This is a genomic window from Fructilactobacillus cliffordii (genome assembly GCF_024029355.1).
Classification (GTDB): Bacteria; Bacillota; Bacilli; order Lactobacillales; family Lactobacillaceae; genus Fructilactobacillus; species Fructilactobacillus cliffordii.
On the sequence record NZ_CP097117.1, the window covers coordinates 658,692 to 672,704 of the forward strand.

16 protein-coding genes, 2 tRNA genes and 1 CRISPR repeat array are annotated in these 14,013 nt (G+C 40.8%); of the genes, 5 read left to right on the forward strand and 13 right to left on the reverse strand.

The annotated features are described in order from the left end of the window. Window positions 1-97: 97 nt before the first annotated feature. Window positions 98-820 (forward strand): response regulator transcription factor, encoded by a 723-nt coding sequence (locus tag M3M38_RS03350; RefSeq protein WP_252814783.1) that lies wholly within the window; start codon window positions 98-100, stop codon window positions 818-820. A 5-nt stretch (window positions 821-825) separates the two neighbouring features. Here M3M38_RS03350 and M3M38_RS03355 read toward each other — a convergent pair whose 3' ends face one another. Then, window positions 826-1,290: an NUDIX hydrolase gene (locus M3M38_RS03355; RefSeq protein ID WP_252766345.1), complete on the reverse strand. Its 465-nt coding sequence runs from the start codon at window positions 1,288-1,290 to the stop codon at window positions 826-828. 223 nt (window positions 1,291-1,513) lie between these two features. On the opposite strand from M3M38_RS03355, the gene M3M38_RS03360 reads away from it, so the two are divergent. Both M3M38_RS03360 and M3M38_RS03365 read left to right on the forward strand, forming a co-directional pair. Continuing rightward, window positions 1,514-1,587 (forward strand) — tRNA-Asn (locus tag M3M38_RS03360). A 33-nt stretch (window positions 1,588-1,620) separates the two neighbouring features. Continuing rightward, window positions 1,621-1,694, forward strand: a tRNA-Asn gene (locus M3M38_RS03365). A 99-nt stretch (window positions 1,695-1,793) separates the two neighbouring features. On the opposite strand, the gene M3M38_RS03370 is transcribed toward M3M38_RS03365, so the two are convergent. The 5 genes from M3M38_RS03370 to M3M38_RS03390 all read right to left on the reverse strand — a co-directional run bounded on the left by M3M38_RS03370 (window position 1,794) and on the right by M3M38_RS03390 (window position 5,225). After that, a complete protein-coding gene (locus M3M38_RS03370) occupies window positions 1,794-2,468 on the reverse strand; it encodes an ABC transporter ATP-binding protein (protein WP_252814784.1) in 675 nt (224 codons plus the stop codon). A gap of 2 nt (window positions 2,469-2,470) precedes the next feature. Beyond that, entirely contained in the window at window positions 2,471-3,532 is a 1,062-nt protein-coding gene (locus tag M3M38_RS03375) for an ABC transporter permease (protein ID WP_252814785.1), read from the reverse strand. A 12-nt stretch (window positions 3,533-3,544) separates the two neighbouring features. After that, window positions 3,545-4,051 (reverse strand): TetR/AcrR family transcriptional regulator, encoded by a 507-nt coding sequence (locus M3M38_RS03380; RefSeq protein WP_252814786.1) that lies wholly within the window; start codon window positions 4,049-4,051, stop codon window positions 3,545-3,547. Window positions 4,052-4,161: 110 nt separating this feature from the next. Next, the gene (locus M3M38_RS03385) at window positions 4,162-4,803 is read right to left on the reverse strand and encodes an NAD(P)H-binding protein (protein ID WP_252814787.1); all 642 of its coding nucleotides are present in this window, start codon (window positions 4,801-4,803) and stop codon (window positions 4,162-4,164) included. A 14-nt stretch (window positions 4,804-4,817) separates the two neighbouring features. After that, the gene (locus tag M3M38_RS03390) at window positions 4,818-5,225 is read right to left on the reverse strand and encodes a hypothetical protein (protein ID WP_252814788.1); all 408 of its coding nucleotides are present in this window, start codon (window positions 5,223-5,225) and stop codon (window positions 4,818-4,820) included. A gap of 136 nt (window positions 5,226-5,361) precedes the next feature. Here M3M38_RS03390 and M3M38_RS03395 point away from each other — a divergent pair, with 136 nt between their 5' ends. Next, window positions 5,362-5,604 carry a hypothetical protein gene (locus tag M3M38_RS03395; protein ID WP_252814789.1) on the forward strand — a complete coding sequence of 81 codons (243 nt, stop codon included), beginning with the start codon at window positions 5,362-5,364 and terminating at the stop codon, window positions 5,602-5,604. A gap of 46 nt (window positions 5,605-5,650) precedes the next feature. Here the strand turns inward: M3M38_RS03395 and M3M38_RS03400 are convergent, their stop codons facing one another. From M3M38_RS03400 to M3M38_RS03410, 3 genes are all read right to left on the reverse strand, one after another. After that, window positions 5,651-6,454 carry an SAV1803-related protein gene (locus M3M38_RS03400; protein WP_252814790.1) on the reverse strand — a complete coding sequence of 268 codons (804 nt, stop codon included), beginning with the start codon at window positions 6,452-6,454 and terminating at the stop codon, window positions 5,651-5,653. Window positions 6,455-6,501: 47 nt separating this feature from the next. Beyond that, entirely contained in the window at window positions 6,502-7,086 is a 585-nt protein-coding gene (locus tag M3M38_RS03405; RefSeq protein WP_252814791.1) for a LemA family protein, read from the reverse strand. A gap of 65 nt (window positions 7,087-7,151) precedes the next feature. Further along, window positions 7,152-8,636, reverse strand: coding sequence for a TPM domain-containing protein (locus tag M3M38_RS03410; RefSeq protein WP_252814792.1), 1,485 nt, complete (start codon window positions 8,634-8,636; stop codon window positions 7,152-7,154). Window positions 8,637-8,882: 246 nt separating this feature from the next. On the opposite strand from M3M38_RS03410, the gene M3M38_RS03415 reads away from it, so the two are divergent. Continuing rightward, a complete protein-coding gene (locus M3M38_RS03415) occupies window positions 8,883-9,653 on the forward strand; it encodes a hypothetical protein (RefSeq protein WP_252814793.1) in 771 nt (256 codons plus the stop codon). Between the two features lie 72 nt (window positions 9,654-9,725). Here M3M38_RS03415 and M3M38_RS03420 read toward each other — a convergent pair whose 3' ends face one another. The 4 genes from M3M38_RS03420 to cas1 form a co-directional block, all read right to left on the reverse strand. Next, complete coding sequence (locus M3M38_RS03420) at window positions 9,726-10,379, reverse strand: NAD(P)-dependent oxidoreductase (RefSeq protein WP_252814794.1); 654 nt, start codon at window positions 10,377-10,379, stop codon at window positions 9,726-9,728. Between the two features lie 78 nt (window positions 10,380-10,457). After that, window positions 10,458-11,945: direct repeats of the CRISPR family, unit length 36 nt; unit sequence GTTCTTAATCTCATTGAAATGACATACTTCTAAAAC. A 20-nt stretch (window positions 11,946-11,965) separates the two neighbouring features. After that, window positions 11,966-12,631, reverse strand: a complete 666-nt coding sequence (csn2, locus tag M3M38_RS03425) for a type II-A CRISPR-associated protein Csn2 (protein ID WP_252814795.1) — start codon at window positions 12,629-12,631, stop codon at window positions 11,966-11,968. Continuing rightward, window positions 12,628-12,933 carry a CRISPR-associated endonuclease Cas2 gene (cas2, locus tag M3M38_RS03430; RefSeq protein WP_252766358.1) on the reverse strand — a complete coding sequence of 102 codons (306 nt, stop codon included), beginning with the start codon at window positions 12,931-12,933 and terminating at the stop codon, window positions 12,628-12,630. Before cas2 ends, csn2 begins: the two co-directional genes overlap by 4 nt. Further along, entirely contained in the window at window positions 12,911-13,816 is a 906-nt protein-coding gene (gene cas1, locus M3M38_RS03435) for a type II CRISPR-associated endonuclease Cas1 (RefSeq protein ID WP_252814796.1), read from the reverse strand. Before cas1 ends, cas2 begins: the two co-directional genes overlap by 23 nt. Window positions 13,817-14,013: the final 197 nt, after the last annotated feature.

Consider the following 14,013-nt stretch of genomic DNA (forward strand, 5'->3'; position numbering starts at 1 on the left):
CTTATTCCTGTATTTCATTACAAAACTAAGTATAATTAATCAATGTAAAGGTCCTGTGTGCTTTATGTAAAGATTATGTAAAAATTGAGGTGAGCGTGTGCAGCACGTAACGTTAGTAACCAAACAACTCCGTTTAGCCATTGATTTAGGGCAAGCCTTTAATGATCATGATTTTTTTGTTGATACCGTTGATGATCCAACCCAAGTGGCTTCTGTAATGGAACAAAAACAAAGTAGTGGCTTGCTGTGGGATCTCACGGCGTTCCCACTGGACCAATTTGAAACCCAGTTGCGCGAGTTCCGCCACATGAACCAGCTTCCCATCATCATTCTGGCTAATTCTCCGAAACTAGCCACCACTATTTTTCAAGCCGGTTTTGACGACTACGTGGTCGCTCCGTGGGACGCATTCGAATTGTTAGCCCGGTTTGAGCAAAAGCACCAGCTTTATATGCAACTATCCCAAACTAAGTCCCCACAATCACCAAACCGCCCTAATTTACGTTTTGATGACGTCGTGATTGACCGCCAAAAGTACAAGGCTTTTAAACAAAATCAAGACCTGGGTCTCACTCCTAAGGAATTGAAATTGCTATTGTATCTAATCGAACATGCTCCCCAAGTTCTGAGCCGGGCTCAGTTACTGGAGGGCGTTTGGGGCGATCAGTATGATATTTCTGAAACATCGCGAATGGTCGACATTCACATCAGCCACCTTCGCGATAAAATCGAAGCGGATCCTAAGCATCCGGAACACATTAAGACGGTTCGCGGGTTTGGCTACCACTTTGTTGATAATTACCAAATTAAAAAAAGCTGAACCGATCAGCTCTTCGTTTGCGCTAAATAATCAATAACCGCTTGGGCCATCTTTTCTGATTGGTGGTTAAAAAATGGTGGTAAGTCGGTCAACGGAAAGTAGCGCAAGTCACTAGTTTCATCTGTTTGATGGTCCAGCAACTGACCACCCGTTTTGCGGACCAGAAAGAAATTAGTGATGCATTGCACCTCATCGCCATTGGGGTACTTGAAACAATCGCCGTCAAAAACGTGTAAAAGTCGAATGGGTTCCACGTCTAAGCCGGAATCCTCTTTAAATTCTCGCTTTAAGGTTTCAACGATTCGTTCGCCGTATTCCATGTAACCCCCCGGAAAACACCAATCGTTTTTACCGGTCCGTTCCTGCAGTAGTACCCGATTTTGCTCGTCTAAAAGTGCGCCACTGGCCGTATTCAAAATTAACGGACGATGTCCAACCAATTCCCGCAGTTCATGAATGTAATCTGCCATTATAAAATCCTCCTTTATTGCTAACGTTGATCTTAATTTAGACCCGTTTCAGCTCAAAAGCAAACACTAATTAGTGAACATTACATTCCATTTTGATTTAAATTGTACGGATAACCAAACAATTTAATTTATTTTGCAAAAAAAGGTTGTCAAAACCGAACTAAGTTGCTAAAATATAGTTATTCGCTAAGTCAATCAGTTAGCGAATTTCATTTTCACTCCTTGCTGTGTAGTTCAGTTGGTAGAAACACCTGACTGTTAATCAGGATGTCGCTGGTTCGAGCCCAGCCACAGCAGTCCCAGCAGTCGCTGGTTATCATTTTCACTTCTTGGCGTGTAGTTCAGTTGGTAGAAACACCTGACTGTTAATCAGGATGTCGCTGGTTCGAGCCCAGCCACGTCAGTATCTTTTTCAAAGTCCTTCCCGTGGGAGGGCTTTTTGTTTATTCTAATTTCATAACTAAAAAGACATGCAACTAGATTAGCTGCAGGTCTTTTGCTTTTTAACGTTGTTTGGTTAAGTTGCCATCCACCAGTTCATAAATGTGATCCGCATAATCGTGCATTCGCTCATCGTGGGTCACAACCACGACCGCCCGACCTTGCTGTTTGGCCGCGGAAGCCAATAATTCACAAACTTTATAAACTCGTTTTTCGTCCAATGAGGCCGTTGGCTCATCGGCTAAAATTACAGCTGGTTGCGTGTACAGTCCTCGGGCAATCGCCACCCGCTGACTTTGTCCCCCCGACAGTTCAGCTGGGTATTGCTGCAACAGTTGACTAACATCCAGGGTTTGGAGGAGCTGGTCAAACTGTTCTCCAGCCAAATTCCCCGTGGGTTTTACCTGGTCAACCAATTGGAACTGAGCGTTAACCGTTAGAAACGGAACCAACGTATGAGCCTGTAAAATGAAGCCAATTTTTTCTAATCGAAAATGATCCTGTTCCCGACTGCTGAGTTGGTTAACCTGGGTCCCATCCAGCCAGACTTCTCCGTCATCTGGATTCCGGAGCGCTCCCATAATTGTTAAAAGCGTACTTTTCCCAGATCCAGATGGTCCAGTAATAATCGTAACTTCCCCAGCATTGCTAGTAAAATTCACATTATCTAACACCCGATACCGATTTTCTTCCGTGCCAAAACTCTTGGTAATGTTCTTTAATTCAATGCTTGCCATCGTTATCCTCCAATCGCATCCGCTGGATCAATTCGTACAATTAACAGGGCTGGTAGTAAGGCTCCCAACATGGAAGTTACCAGTAAGCCAGCTACCGTTCCTAACATAATCGGGAAACTAAAGGCCACTGGAACCGCATTGGGAAGGACCAGTAAAGTTCCGACGGTCAACAAGAAACCGGCGCCAATTCCAGTTACCACTAAAATAAAGGTTTGCGCCATCGTTGCTTTCACTAACTTGCCGGCTGGAATTCCTTGGGCCCGTAAAACGGCATAATTTGGTAGTTTTTGCATCGTCAATATGTATAAAAAGACTGCAATAATAATCAGGGAAATAATCATCAAGAACCCAATCATCAGGGTAAAGGTCAACGTTTGAGCGGTGTAACCAGGAAGGTTATTAACCACTGTTTTAGTCGAATATGAATGTAATTGGTTACTAGGAATCTGGAAGTCTGCTTTCTTACTTAGCACGGCACTCCCGGCAAAGCGATTATCGAGATTCCGGAGCGTATGCCAAGTTGGTAATGATCCGTATACAACTGGAGCAATGTTAAACTTTGCATTTTTTACAAATCCAACAATTTGGTAACGTTCCTGAGATGAATTAAACTGCAACTTGTCTCCCAGATGATACCCCGCTTGCTGGAACTTTTGGTCTACCACCACTTGATTTTGATTCCGTGCTTTATGACCGCTGGTTAACCGCAGGTCCTTAGAAACGTACTGGTTCGGATCGATTCCCATAAATTGGGAAGAAATCTTTTCGTGTTTTCCGGTGGCTACGACCGGCACTGACCCAATCACAGCTTCCTGTTTCGGATTCAAATGGATCTTGTCTAAATCGCTCTTCATGATTAAGGACTGTCCCACGTTCACGTTGGAATTCTTATTCAAGACAATTCGCGTGGGATTCCAACTTTTAATCGCTTGGGTATTTTGAGACGCCAGCCCCACCGCTAAGCTGGTTAAAATGAAAATCAAATAACTAATCAAAAGAATCATCGTCATGATTAGTCCATAACGTAGTTTGGAATACTTAATTTCCTTGAGTGCTAAAAACATGTTGCTCCCTCCTTAGTGAAATAATTGTTGTAAAACCCGCTCCAGCCTTTCTAAATACTGGGTTTGCTGGTCAGGATTCAAGAGAATCTCTTTAATGCTCTGGTGCACAAGCACCGAACTAGCCCACTCCAATTCCGTCGGCGTCCGCGGCGAGATGTCAGTGGGCAACAAGTACTGATTACGTTGGTAATAGAGCCGCATGAACTCGCGGTACTCACTCCGATTACTTTCGGAAACGAATTGTTCCACCATCCGGACGATTTCTGTAACGTCCGTGGCTGAGGCTCCTTGTTTAAACGGCGCGTGCAAGCTAGACATCACCTGGCCAAACTCATACCGATAAGCATCGGAAATATCATTGAAATACTTATAAAACGAACCACGCGAAATTTCTGCATCATCAACGATCCGAGCGACCTGCGCCTCTGCAAGGGAATAAGCCGAAAATTCCTTTAGTAAGGCAGTGTTAATCCGTTCTTTCTTTTCATTAGGTAATTTTTCAAATGTACTAGTGGGCATTTTTGTTTCCTCCCTTTGCTAACTTTATTTACAAATAATTTACCACGGTAGTGACACCGTGTCAACATTTTTGCAAAATAAAAACCAGATTGCTAATTTCAACCTGATTTTTAGTAAAATGTGGGTTTGTCGTACTGATCCGAACCGGGTTCGTAAATCCCAATCGAAGCGCGTTGATATTCCTGGGCACCACTCTTAATCAGTTCAGTTAAGAAGTTGGCAACAGCCGTCCGGGTTACCTGTACTCCGGGTTGGGGTTTCCCCGGTTCCGTAATCACGTAGTCCTTTTTCCGAGGATCGTTGTAGAGCCATGTCATCCGCAGATAGGTGTAGTCCAAATCACTATTTTCAATTGCATGGAATCCGTCAACCACGGCGGCTAACAAGTCCCCGCCCATGCGGAGATTCCATTCTCCAAACTTACCAGGAACTTCATTTTCGACACCAATCGCCCCGGTCACGATTAACCGACTTACTCCAGCTTGATCCATCGCTTTAATCACACTGTCAGCCATGCGTTCATCTGGTGAAGTGGCCAACAAGACAAGATCCTCCCCTCGCAGAGTAGCCGCTAATCCATTAACATCGTTAACGTCTAAATCCACTAAATTTTCTCGTTCGGCATCAGTAATCGTCAACCGGGAATCTGCTTCCCGGGCCACTAAGGTTAATTGATCGTCAGTTTCTGTCATCAAGTTCTTGGTTACCAGTTCCGCAATCTGTCCGGCAGCCGCTAAAATTGTTACTCGCATTAGATAATCCCCCTTTAATATGCCAGCGTGCGGTCTGGATCATTAAGAACTTCAAACTGCCGCTGGTTCAAGTCAATGGTACCACTTCCTAAGATTGGTACTCCACTAATTTTAGCTAACTTGTAGTTGGCATAGACGACTACCTGCAACTGCAAATTATGCTTACGTTGGTGAATCACGTAGCGGTAGTTTTCCTGGGCATCTTTGGGAACTGGCACATGCTTAACGGAATGATACTTATTATCCGCTAACTGCCGCAGTTTCCCCAACTTGTTAGTATGTTTCAATAAGTGCCCCTTGGCATCATAAACCTTTACGTAGTCATGACCCTGAGCGGTGAAGGAAAAATTCCGACAACCGACCAACGTTACTACCAATAAACAGCTCACGATGAGCAGGAGCCATCTCCTAGTTTGTTTCACGTTCTGCCTCCTCGTAAGCTTAAATTTAATTCAATTATAGCTGATTCTGATTTAGAAAGGATCAAAAATTAGTATTTTTCGTCATTAGTTTATGGTATTTTAGGACTAACCTAATTATATTTTTAAAGGAGAGCTTATGCCCATTTTTTCCAATGCATCTCATTACGAAAAGCTAAAACCCGGATTAGCCCAACGAGATGGTCACAAACACGTAATCGCCTTTAAACTAAGTGGCTTTAATTTTTTCTTTGACAAGGATACCAATCAGATCATTGAAGAAGTCATGAGTGGCATGCAATACGACGGTTACGAAATTCTGGATACCAACGTTGCTAGCCTGAATTACTATAAATGCCTCATGACGATTACTTATCAATAAAAGTAAAAAAGGTAGCTATCTGCAAAAATTTGCAATAGTTACCTTTTTAATTATTTATTAATTTTAAATAATCATCAAAGCTGTCTGTATTAATCAAAGTATTTGCCATTGTATCTAATTCATCAATTATCTTATCTCTTGTAAAATTTATATAATTAGGTCCAGCATTTCGATAATCTTTATATCTAATATTATTCATATAGACAATTAATTCTTTTCTTGATAAGTTTTTAGAACTTCGATCTTTAATCTCCAAAAATTCATGTGAATAATTTAATGAATCTAAATAATACTTTTTTAATCTTTGAAGTCTTTGTTTTTGGTACTCTTTTTCATCTTCAATTAATTTATCGTAATCAGTTTCAATTTCGAACCCAGCACGTCCCCATATTTCTTTTACAATTTCCAAATTATCATTAACTAATTTAGCTTTAATCTGATAATACTGCCGATTAAATTTATAATGCAAAATAGCATCTTTTAAAAATCTAGATTGAAGTACAAAAAAACCTAATCCTAGAACTGCCCCATCAGGATCAAATTCTTCATGAATCACAGCATGTAGCAATGAATGCTCAATAAAGTTTGCATATACTAGATTTTTCCCCAGCTGATATTCCCATGGATTATTTAAAGCTTGGATTTTATTATTTAGCAATATTACCTTACATTCCATAATATGATGGATATCTAATCCTTCATTTCCTCTTTTAATTCTTTTATTAATAGACTTACAATTCGATTTAATAAAATACGATTCATTAATGTCTCCATACTTATTTTTCAAAAATTCAATCAATTGATTATAATCATAATTTTTTATTTGTTGATACTCTTCACTAAAATTCATATAAATCACCTGACGTAAAAAAGCAGTCGCCAATGACTGCTTTTCGCTTATTTATCCGTATTTAAATTAATCTTGGGCGCCTTTTGCGCACTCGGATCGGCCTTAAACTCATCGTACGGCTTGAGTCCCTTCATGTTCGCAATCACATTGCCAGGAAATACCGCAATCTTAGTGTTGTAGGCAGTGACATCCTGGTTGTAGTCGCGCCGTGCTTGACTAACCCGGTTTTCACTACCCTCAATCTGGGTCATCAACTCCGAAACCTGGTTGGAACTCGCCAAGGTCGGATAATTTTCCTGAACCGCGTTTAACAAGACGTTCGTTTGCTTGTCCATGTTTTGCACGGCCTGGTTCTTGTCTTTCAGGTTTTTCGCATTCGCATATTGATTCCGGGAAGCAGCAATTTCGCCAAAAATCTTTTGCTCGTTTTTCATGGAACCTTGTAACGTGCTCACTAATTGCGGGGTTAAATCAGCCCGCCGTTGAAGTTGCACTTCCAGGTTTCCTTGATCCTGCTTAATCTGCTGCTGGCTGCGGACAAAGCCATTACTGGTTGAAATTAGCCATCCACCCAAGATTACCACGACTACAACGATAATCCCCGTAATCACGTATCCTTTTTTCAGTTTCATGTTGTTTCCTCCATGTCTAAAGTTCGGCATTCCTATTTCCACATTATACCGGCTTTGCGGTTGGGTTACCACCCGCTAGAGTCGCCACCACCGCCGTCAAAACCGCCGGAATCTCCGCCAAATCCATCACCAAAGAATCCGCCAGAATTATCACCGCCACTGTCAAAAAAACCGGAGTCATTCCCGCCTCCAAATGAGGAACCGCTACCCCAGTGGTCATCATGATGGTCGCGATTCAAAAACATGGAACCTAACAACCCGGCAACGGCTCCCCACAACAGCATCCGACTGATATTGCCGCCGTTATAAATCTGGTTCACTCGTCTGCTACTCATCCGATTGACGTAACTAGAGTAAGACCCGGTGGCCCCCTTGTTCTGCATCCGTTGCTGCATTTGAGAATCAGTTTGCATGAAATTAATCAGCATGTGCCGCCGGAATTGGTCTGCAATGGTGGCTTCCACTGCTGGATAATCAGCGCCCGTCTCAATGTAGCTTCGGGCGGCATCAGTTCCCAGTAATGCGACGATGAAAACCTCGGGATCATCAGGATAATTCTGTTGCTTGAGGTATTGCAAAGCTGCTTGTTTTACCTTCTGTTCACGGGTAGCCTTCTCATGTTCATATTGTGTAACTTGTTGCTGGTAATCCGTCACGGCTACGGGTCCCTTCGCTAGATTAGGAAAGAAAACCACCTTGTTAATGCCATGCAATTTCAAGTTTTCTTCGTTAAGGGCCTGCCATAACGCCTCGGAAGTCGGCCGTTTTTGCTTAGCCGTCAGATTATCAACTATCCGATTAATTAAAACCTCATCGGTAGTCGGAAGCTGTTGCTTTTGCAGAAAATCAATCACCTTGCGATCATAGGACTTACGGCTGTAATGACGACGTCCCTTCAGCGAAAAGATCAACGCCACGATTCCAACTAGAACTAACAGCAATGCCACAAATACGAGATTTTTGTGCCGTTCTGCTTGATCCGCCCGGTTAGTTTGGGCGCGGGCTTGTTGTTGCTGGGTTTGGCCCGGAGTGTAAATGTTACTTTGCTGTTGCTTTAATCGTTGGGCCACCAAATTACTAATCGTTTGTACCGCCTGGTCGTAATTTTGTTGGTGCAAACTACTTTGCACCTGTTGGTTGGTGAAAATCTGAGAAACGGCTCCATCGGGAAGCGCGCCCTGTAACCCGGTCCCCACCTCTAAGCGAGCTTCGTGCTGTCCCGGTTTAACGTTAATAACTAACAAAACTCCATTGTGCCAGCCAGCTCGGCCTAGTTTTAAACGCCGAGCTTGATCGATAGCATAGTCATCAATATTTTGCTGTTGGGGTAACCCATTTTTTGTAATTACTGCATACTGTGGTTTCCCTTTAATTTGGCGCAGCTGATTCTGATTTAGGTCATCAACCATTTGCAAGGTGGTGTCTGAGAGAACCCCGGCATCATCATTCACAAAGGTACTCTGATGATCCGCAGCGTGGACCCCGGTCACCAGTAGCAGCAAGCTCACCATCAGCGTGGTCAGAAAGCCTAGGAAGTGCGTTTTTTTCATGGATAAGTTGGCCTCAATTCTGTGCGTTTCGTCTACATAGCGCTATTTTCTTATAGTCCCCGGTTCCTGTCAATTATCATCATGAGTCGTTGCTGCCACATTCGGCCTTCATTTTCCGTATAATAGTCATACTACTAACGAAATCGGGGTGTCCTCATCAATACGACAGTTTTAGAAAGTCTAACGTTACAAGCTGGCAAACTAGCCCTCTTTTTCATCGTCGTCTTAATTGCGTGGCCCCTCGTAGTGGGGTGGCTGACTTCTCATTTAGCTCGCGTGGTGCAACGAACCCTCGTGGTTAACTTCAGCGAACGTGCCCAGTACTGGGTCGGTGGGCTTGGAGTCATTATCCACGAACTAGGTCACCTCGTCTTTGCGTTACTCTTCATGCACCGCATCGGTTCCTTTAAATTGCTGAACCTGTCGGGCAATCGAGATGGCTCCTTGGGGAGTGTAGCATCCAATTATAATCCCCGCAATTGGTACCAGGCCCTGGGTAATTTCTTCATCGGCTTAGCTCCCATGTTCAGTGGCATCTTCGTTTTGACGCTGCTCATTCAATTTTTGTGTCATCCGGACTACACGCCAGTGGGTGCTCCGGAATTCATTAACCAGCAACAACCATTGATCTCCTATGCTCAGTTTGCCTGGCAAACCGCCCAAACCTGGTTGGGAGAAACTGTAACTGCTGTTCTCACCAGTTCTTGGTGGCAGCAAGTTTTATTATTACTGTTAATCGGAACCATCAGTACCACTACGTTTAGTCTCTCAACTGCTGATTTGAAAAGTTCCTGGCAGGGAGCCAAGGTTTACTTGTTCCTTGTCATCGTCCTAAGCATCGTGATCACGGGTGTCAAACTAGTCAAACCTAATTTTGGAAACTCACTAGATCAGTTTGTTCTGTTAACCGGTATCGTGTGGTTAGTGCTGCTGATTTTAATCTGCATCTGTCTCTTGATTAGTTGGCTTGAGTTAATGGTAATTGCGCTGCCACTTCGACTGTTTAAATCTCGATAACAATAACTTAACCAGTAAAAAAGCAAGCTTATCCGGCTTGCTTTTTGTTTTCTAATCGAATAATTTAATTATCTACCCGTTAATGACCGTGAAACGGGTCTGCCGGTGCTTTGGATGTAATACTTCTTGAATCACACTGTCTGCCATCGTTTGTGCAGTGGTTTCAGAAACATGCTTGTCATTGAACAACAGGTAATCAGTTCCTTCAATGATGTGATCTGCCTTTTTACCAGGAACGTAGTTAAATCCTGGAGATACACCAAACCAGCTGACGTTTTTAACGTTGCGTAAGAATTCTAATTCATATAGTTGATTTTCAGGAATGGCCCGCCACGGCTTAGTCGTTTTATCATCTTTAATATCATCGTAAGCCAAGCGTTGTTGACTTTGATCCGTATACAGACTACCGGCTCCTAAGATGAAGCCTAGTCGTTTTTCACTATTTCTAAACATCGCAATTAATTTAGTGGCCAAATCAACGTGTAAATAAGCTTGGTCAGGCGTCGTAGCAAAGGCATCAATGATCACATCAACGTCATTAAAATCAGTTGGTTCCAGCGCAAAGGCATCCTTGGCCAGAACTTCGATCCCAGGAAATTCCGTCTGTAAGTCAGCTAATTTTTGTGGATTGCGTGCGTTAGCGACTACCTGTAAATCATTATCAATTGCTGCTGCAACGAGCTCTTTTCCGGTCATCCCGGTAGCCCCGATAATCATAATTTTCATGGTTAACTTCCCCTTCTTTTAAGATGCTTAAATTTAATTTACACTGATTCTTTTTAATGCTTGTGATTGTCAAAGTTGGTTCTTAATCTCATTGAAATGACATACTTCTAAAACACGTTAATTTGATTAACCACATCGTTTTTAGTTCTTAATCTCATTGAAATGACATACTTCTAAAACATTTTGTCCGATTACGTCCTGCCGGAATGGGTTCTTAATCTCATTGAAATGACATACTTCTAAAACGAAAAGAAGTCGGCCCCGGATTTGCATTTGGTTCTTAATCTCATTGAAATGACATACTTCTAAAACATACCGAGTTGTGTGTCTCCGTTGAACTTGGTTCTTAATCTCATTGAAATGACATACTTCTAAAACTCAAGCGTCCAGGCGTTGCAGTAACTTTCGGTTCTTAATCTCATTGAAATGACATACTTCTAAAACGTTAGCTTCATCTGTTTGTCTGCTTTATTTGTTCTTAATCTCATTGAAATGACATACTTCTAAAACCACAGAATTATCGACTTAACAAAAAAAGAAGTTCTTAATCTCATTGAAATGACATACTTCTAAAACTTAACGGGCTTCTCAACCCGATTGAGTAGTGTTCTTAATCTCATTGAAATGACATACTTCTAAAACCGCATCATGGCAGAATTAATCATAATTTTAGTTCTTAATCTCATTGAAATGACATACTTCTAAAACCAAACTAATGAGCCGGTAAGCTCAGTAACCGTTCTTAATCTCATTGAAATGACATACTTCTAAAACGTTCTTGCGTTCTTAATCGGATCAATTTCCGTTCTTAATCTCATTGAAATGACATACTTCTAAAACGGTTGGGACTACCTGGCCGACGAGTTGCGTGTTCTTAATCTCATTGAAATGACATACTTCTAAAACTTTGTTCTTGTTTTTGTCTTTCTTTACTCTGTTCTTAATCTCATTGAAATGACATACTTCTAAAACGGTACTGTGCTAACGCAACAACCAACGGGGGTTCTTAATCTCATTGAAATGACATACTTCTAAAACCTAAAGGGCTATCCAAAGAAGTACAGTGTGGTTCTTAATCTCATTGAAATGACATACTTCTAAAACCCTCCGCATCTTTATTATAACAAGAACTAAGTTCTTAATCTCATTGAAATGACATACTTCTAAAACGGGGAGTCCTGGTATTAATTTCCTGCATGTGTTCTTAATCTCATTGAAATGACATACTTCTAAAACTGCGGACTGCCGAAAGTCAGCAGGTTGATAGTTCTTAATCTCATTGAAATGACATACTTCTAAAACTATTTGGATGAGCAGGCTCTAAATCAGAATGTTCTTAATCTCATTGAAATGACATACTTCTAAAACAGATTATAATCGTTAAATAGATTATGATTAGTTCTTAATCTCATTGAAATGACATACTTCTAAAACGAAATCAGCTTTTTCAGATTATCAATCTGAGTTCTTAATCTCATTGAAATGACATACTTCTAAAACCCAGCTCGAAACTCAATCACTTCTTTACCGGTTCTTAATCTCATTGAAATGACATACTTCTAAAACCGTCTGTAATATTTCAACAATCAGCGCTCAAAGATAATAAAATCCTTATCAACGCTGTAATAACGGCATTCTTCCAGCAATTGGGAGTATGGTTGCCAGGAAAAATCTAATAGTAAGACATGTAATTCCAACTGTTTAATCAAGTTAAAGATCTGAATTTGATGCTTTTCATCTAAATAATTGAATAAATCATTAAGAACGATCAACTTTCTAGAATTAAATTTATGATATAAGTTAAGAACTTCCTTAATTATATCATACGGTGAAGATAATGAATTATTTAAAAAGCTGACCCCACAGTATTTATACTGCTTTTTTAAATCCCATTCATCATCAACTGACATTGGGAAATCTTCTAAATATGATGAACTTAAGAAAATACTTTTCATTTCTCGATCTAATTGATAAAGTCGTTGGCGCTCTTTCTCATTTAGATTATCTAAAATTTCTTTTTCCATCTTAAGCTTGAAAGGTTGAAAAATATCTGCATTTGCAATGATATTCTCTAAAAAATCGAGATTATTGTTAATGTCTAATTTTTCATCCGCTTCACTTAAAACCACGTTTTCCTTTCTCTGCATCCCTGTCATTAAATCCGTGTAAAAAGATTGGTTGTTGGTACGAATGATAGTTGGAATTCCCTTTTCGATTGAAAAGGGATCATGCGGATACAAAGTGATTTTCATATTACGACCGTCCGATCCGAAGTATTTCGTACATCATCTTTTTGATCCCCAACCAAGAAATGCATGCTATTATATTGTTTTTCCGTAACAGTCAGCGTTTGAATTAATCCTCGCGGTGGTAAAAAGGTTTTAATTCGATTTTCCGTAAACTGGGCTGATTGTTTTGTAACACAAACTCGTGCGTACACAGAATACTGAATCATTAAAAAACCTTCATTAATTAATTCTTTGCGAAATTTTCGGTAATTTCTTTTGTCCTCACTAGTATCTACGGGTAAATCAAACATTACGATTAAGCGCATGATCCGATATCTCATCTCCTAATTCCACCTCTACTTTGGCTGTTTCCCGCTCTCCGTTTAAATAACTAACGCAATTAGTCACGTGGTTTTTCAATGCGTTCCGCAAAATGGTATTCTTTCCGTTAAACTTTAATTCTAAATTCAATAAATCAACTAGCTGGATTTTAATTTCCGGCGTCAGTTCACTAATATCTTGTTCACTAACCCACCAATCAATAATTGGTCGAAAGGGCTCCATTAAATCGGAACCCAAATTAAATTGGTTCTCATCATTATGATGATGAATTCCTAGCTGAGTTAAACAACCAGTGGCAACAATGTTTCGATTAATAAATGACAATAAGATTGAATAACCATAGTTCAAAGCTGCGTTAGCCGGCTGAAAATTACGGCGTTCAAAACCAGTTTCAAATAACAACGGGAAATATTTACGCGCTACAACTGCTTCCCGATTACTAATGTCGTTAACTTCAATTTTATGAAACTCATAATCTAATTCGCTGGTATCAATTTGTTGCTTTTGCAACACCGTAATTTGCATTTGAATCTTAGCAGTTACTAACCAGGTCCAAAGCATTTCTTTACGAGTAACATCCCAATTAAATTGTTGTTGTAACAACGATACACTCCGATTATTGGGCAAATAATCAACGGTTTCACAAACCGGTTCTCCAGTGTCATCCGAAAAAATCACTTTAACCGCCGCCCGAGCTAGTTCACTGACAGCCCGAGCCGTAATGACTGCCTGGGTTGTACTAATCAAAAGCACTTCAATGTCATCAATCGGAATTTCATTGATGTTTTGATTCGTTTGCACAATGATTCGCCGTCCCGAATAAGAAATTTTTGCGTGCTGGGTCACCACAATACTTCTCCACCCCATCTACTTACCTCCTTGACTTTTGTTAGAAAAGTCGTTATATTTATCTTGTTGGTTGGGATGCCAACGATTTTTGATCTCATTGAAATGACATACTGAGTTAAAATCAAACAATGCCTTTGGCAGAGTTTATCCTTGTGAGTCCTTAAGGGCCGTACATAAATGGAAAGGGACACTATCATCTGATAGTGTCCCTTTTT

Bases quoted from the DNA above. Each gene is read 5' to 3' on its own strand.
- M3M38_RS03410 (WP_252814792.1), bottom strand. From the start codon at position 8,636: ATGAAAAAAACGCACTTCCTAGGCTTTCTGACCACGCTGATGGTGAGC.
- M3M38_RS03395 (WP_252814789.1), top strand. From the start codon at position 5,362: ATGCCCATTTTTTCCAATGCATCTCATTACGAAAAGCTAAAACCCGGA.
- cas1 (WP_252814796.1), bottom strand. From the start codon at position 13,816: ATGGGGTGGAGAAGTATTGTGGTGACCCAGCACGCAAAAATTTCTTAT.
- M3M38_RS03405 (WP_252814791.1), bottom strand. From the start codon at position 7,086: ATGAAACTGAAAAAAGGATACGTGATTACGGGGATTATCGTTGTAGTC.
- M3M38_RS03370 (WP_252814784.1), bottom strand. From the start codon at position 2,468: ATGGCAAGCATTGAATTAAAGAACATTACCAAGAGTTTTGGCACGGAA.
- M3M38_RS03375 (WP_252814785.1), bottom strand. From the start codon at position 3,532: ATGTTTTTAGCACTCAAGGAAATTAAGTATTCCAAACTACGTTATGGA.
- M3M38_RS03380 (WP_252814786.1), bottom strand. From the start codon at position 4,051: ATGCCCACTAGTACATTTGAAAAATTACCTAATGAAAAGAAAGAACGG.
- M3M38_RS03385 (WP_252814787.1), bottom strand. From the start codon at position 4,803: ATGCGAGTAACAATTTTAGCGGCTGCCGGACAGATTGCGGAACTGGTA.
- csn2 (WP_252814795.1), bottom strand. From the start codon at position 12,631: ATGAAAATCACTTTGTATCCGCATGATCCCTTTTCAATCGAAAAGGGA.
- M3M38_RS03355 (WP_252766345.1), bottom strand. From the start codon at position 1,290: ATGGCAGATTACATTCATGAACTGCGGGAATTGGTTGGACATCGTCCG.
- M3M38_RS03420 (WP_252814794.1), bottom strand. From the start codon at position 10,379: ATGAAAATTATGATTATCGGGGCTACCGGGATGACCGGAAAAGAGCTC.
- M3M38_RS03400 (WP_252814790.1), bottom strand. From the start codon at position 6,454: ATGAATTTTAGTGAAGAGTATCAACAAATAAAAAATTATGATTATAAT.
- cas2 (WP_252766358.1), bottom strand. From the start codon at position 12,933: ATGCGCTTAATCGTAATGTTTGATTTACCCGTAGATACTAGTGAGGAC.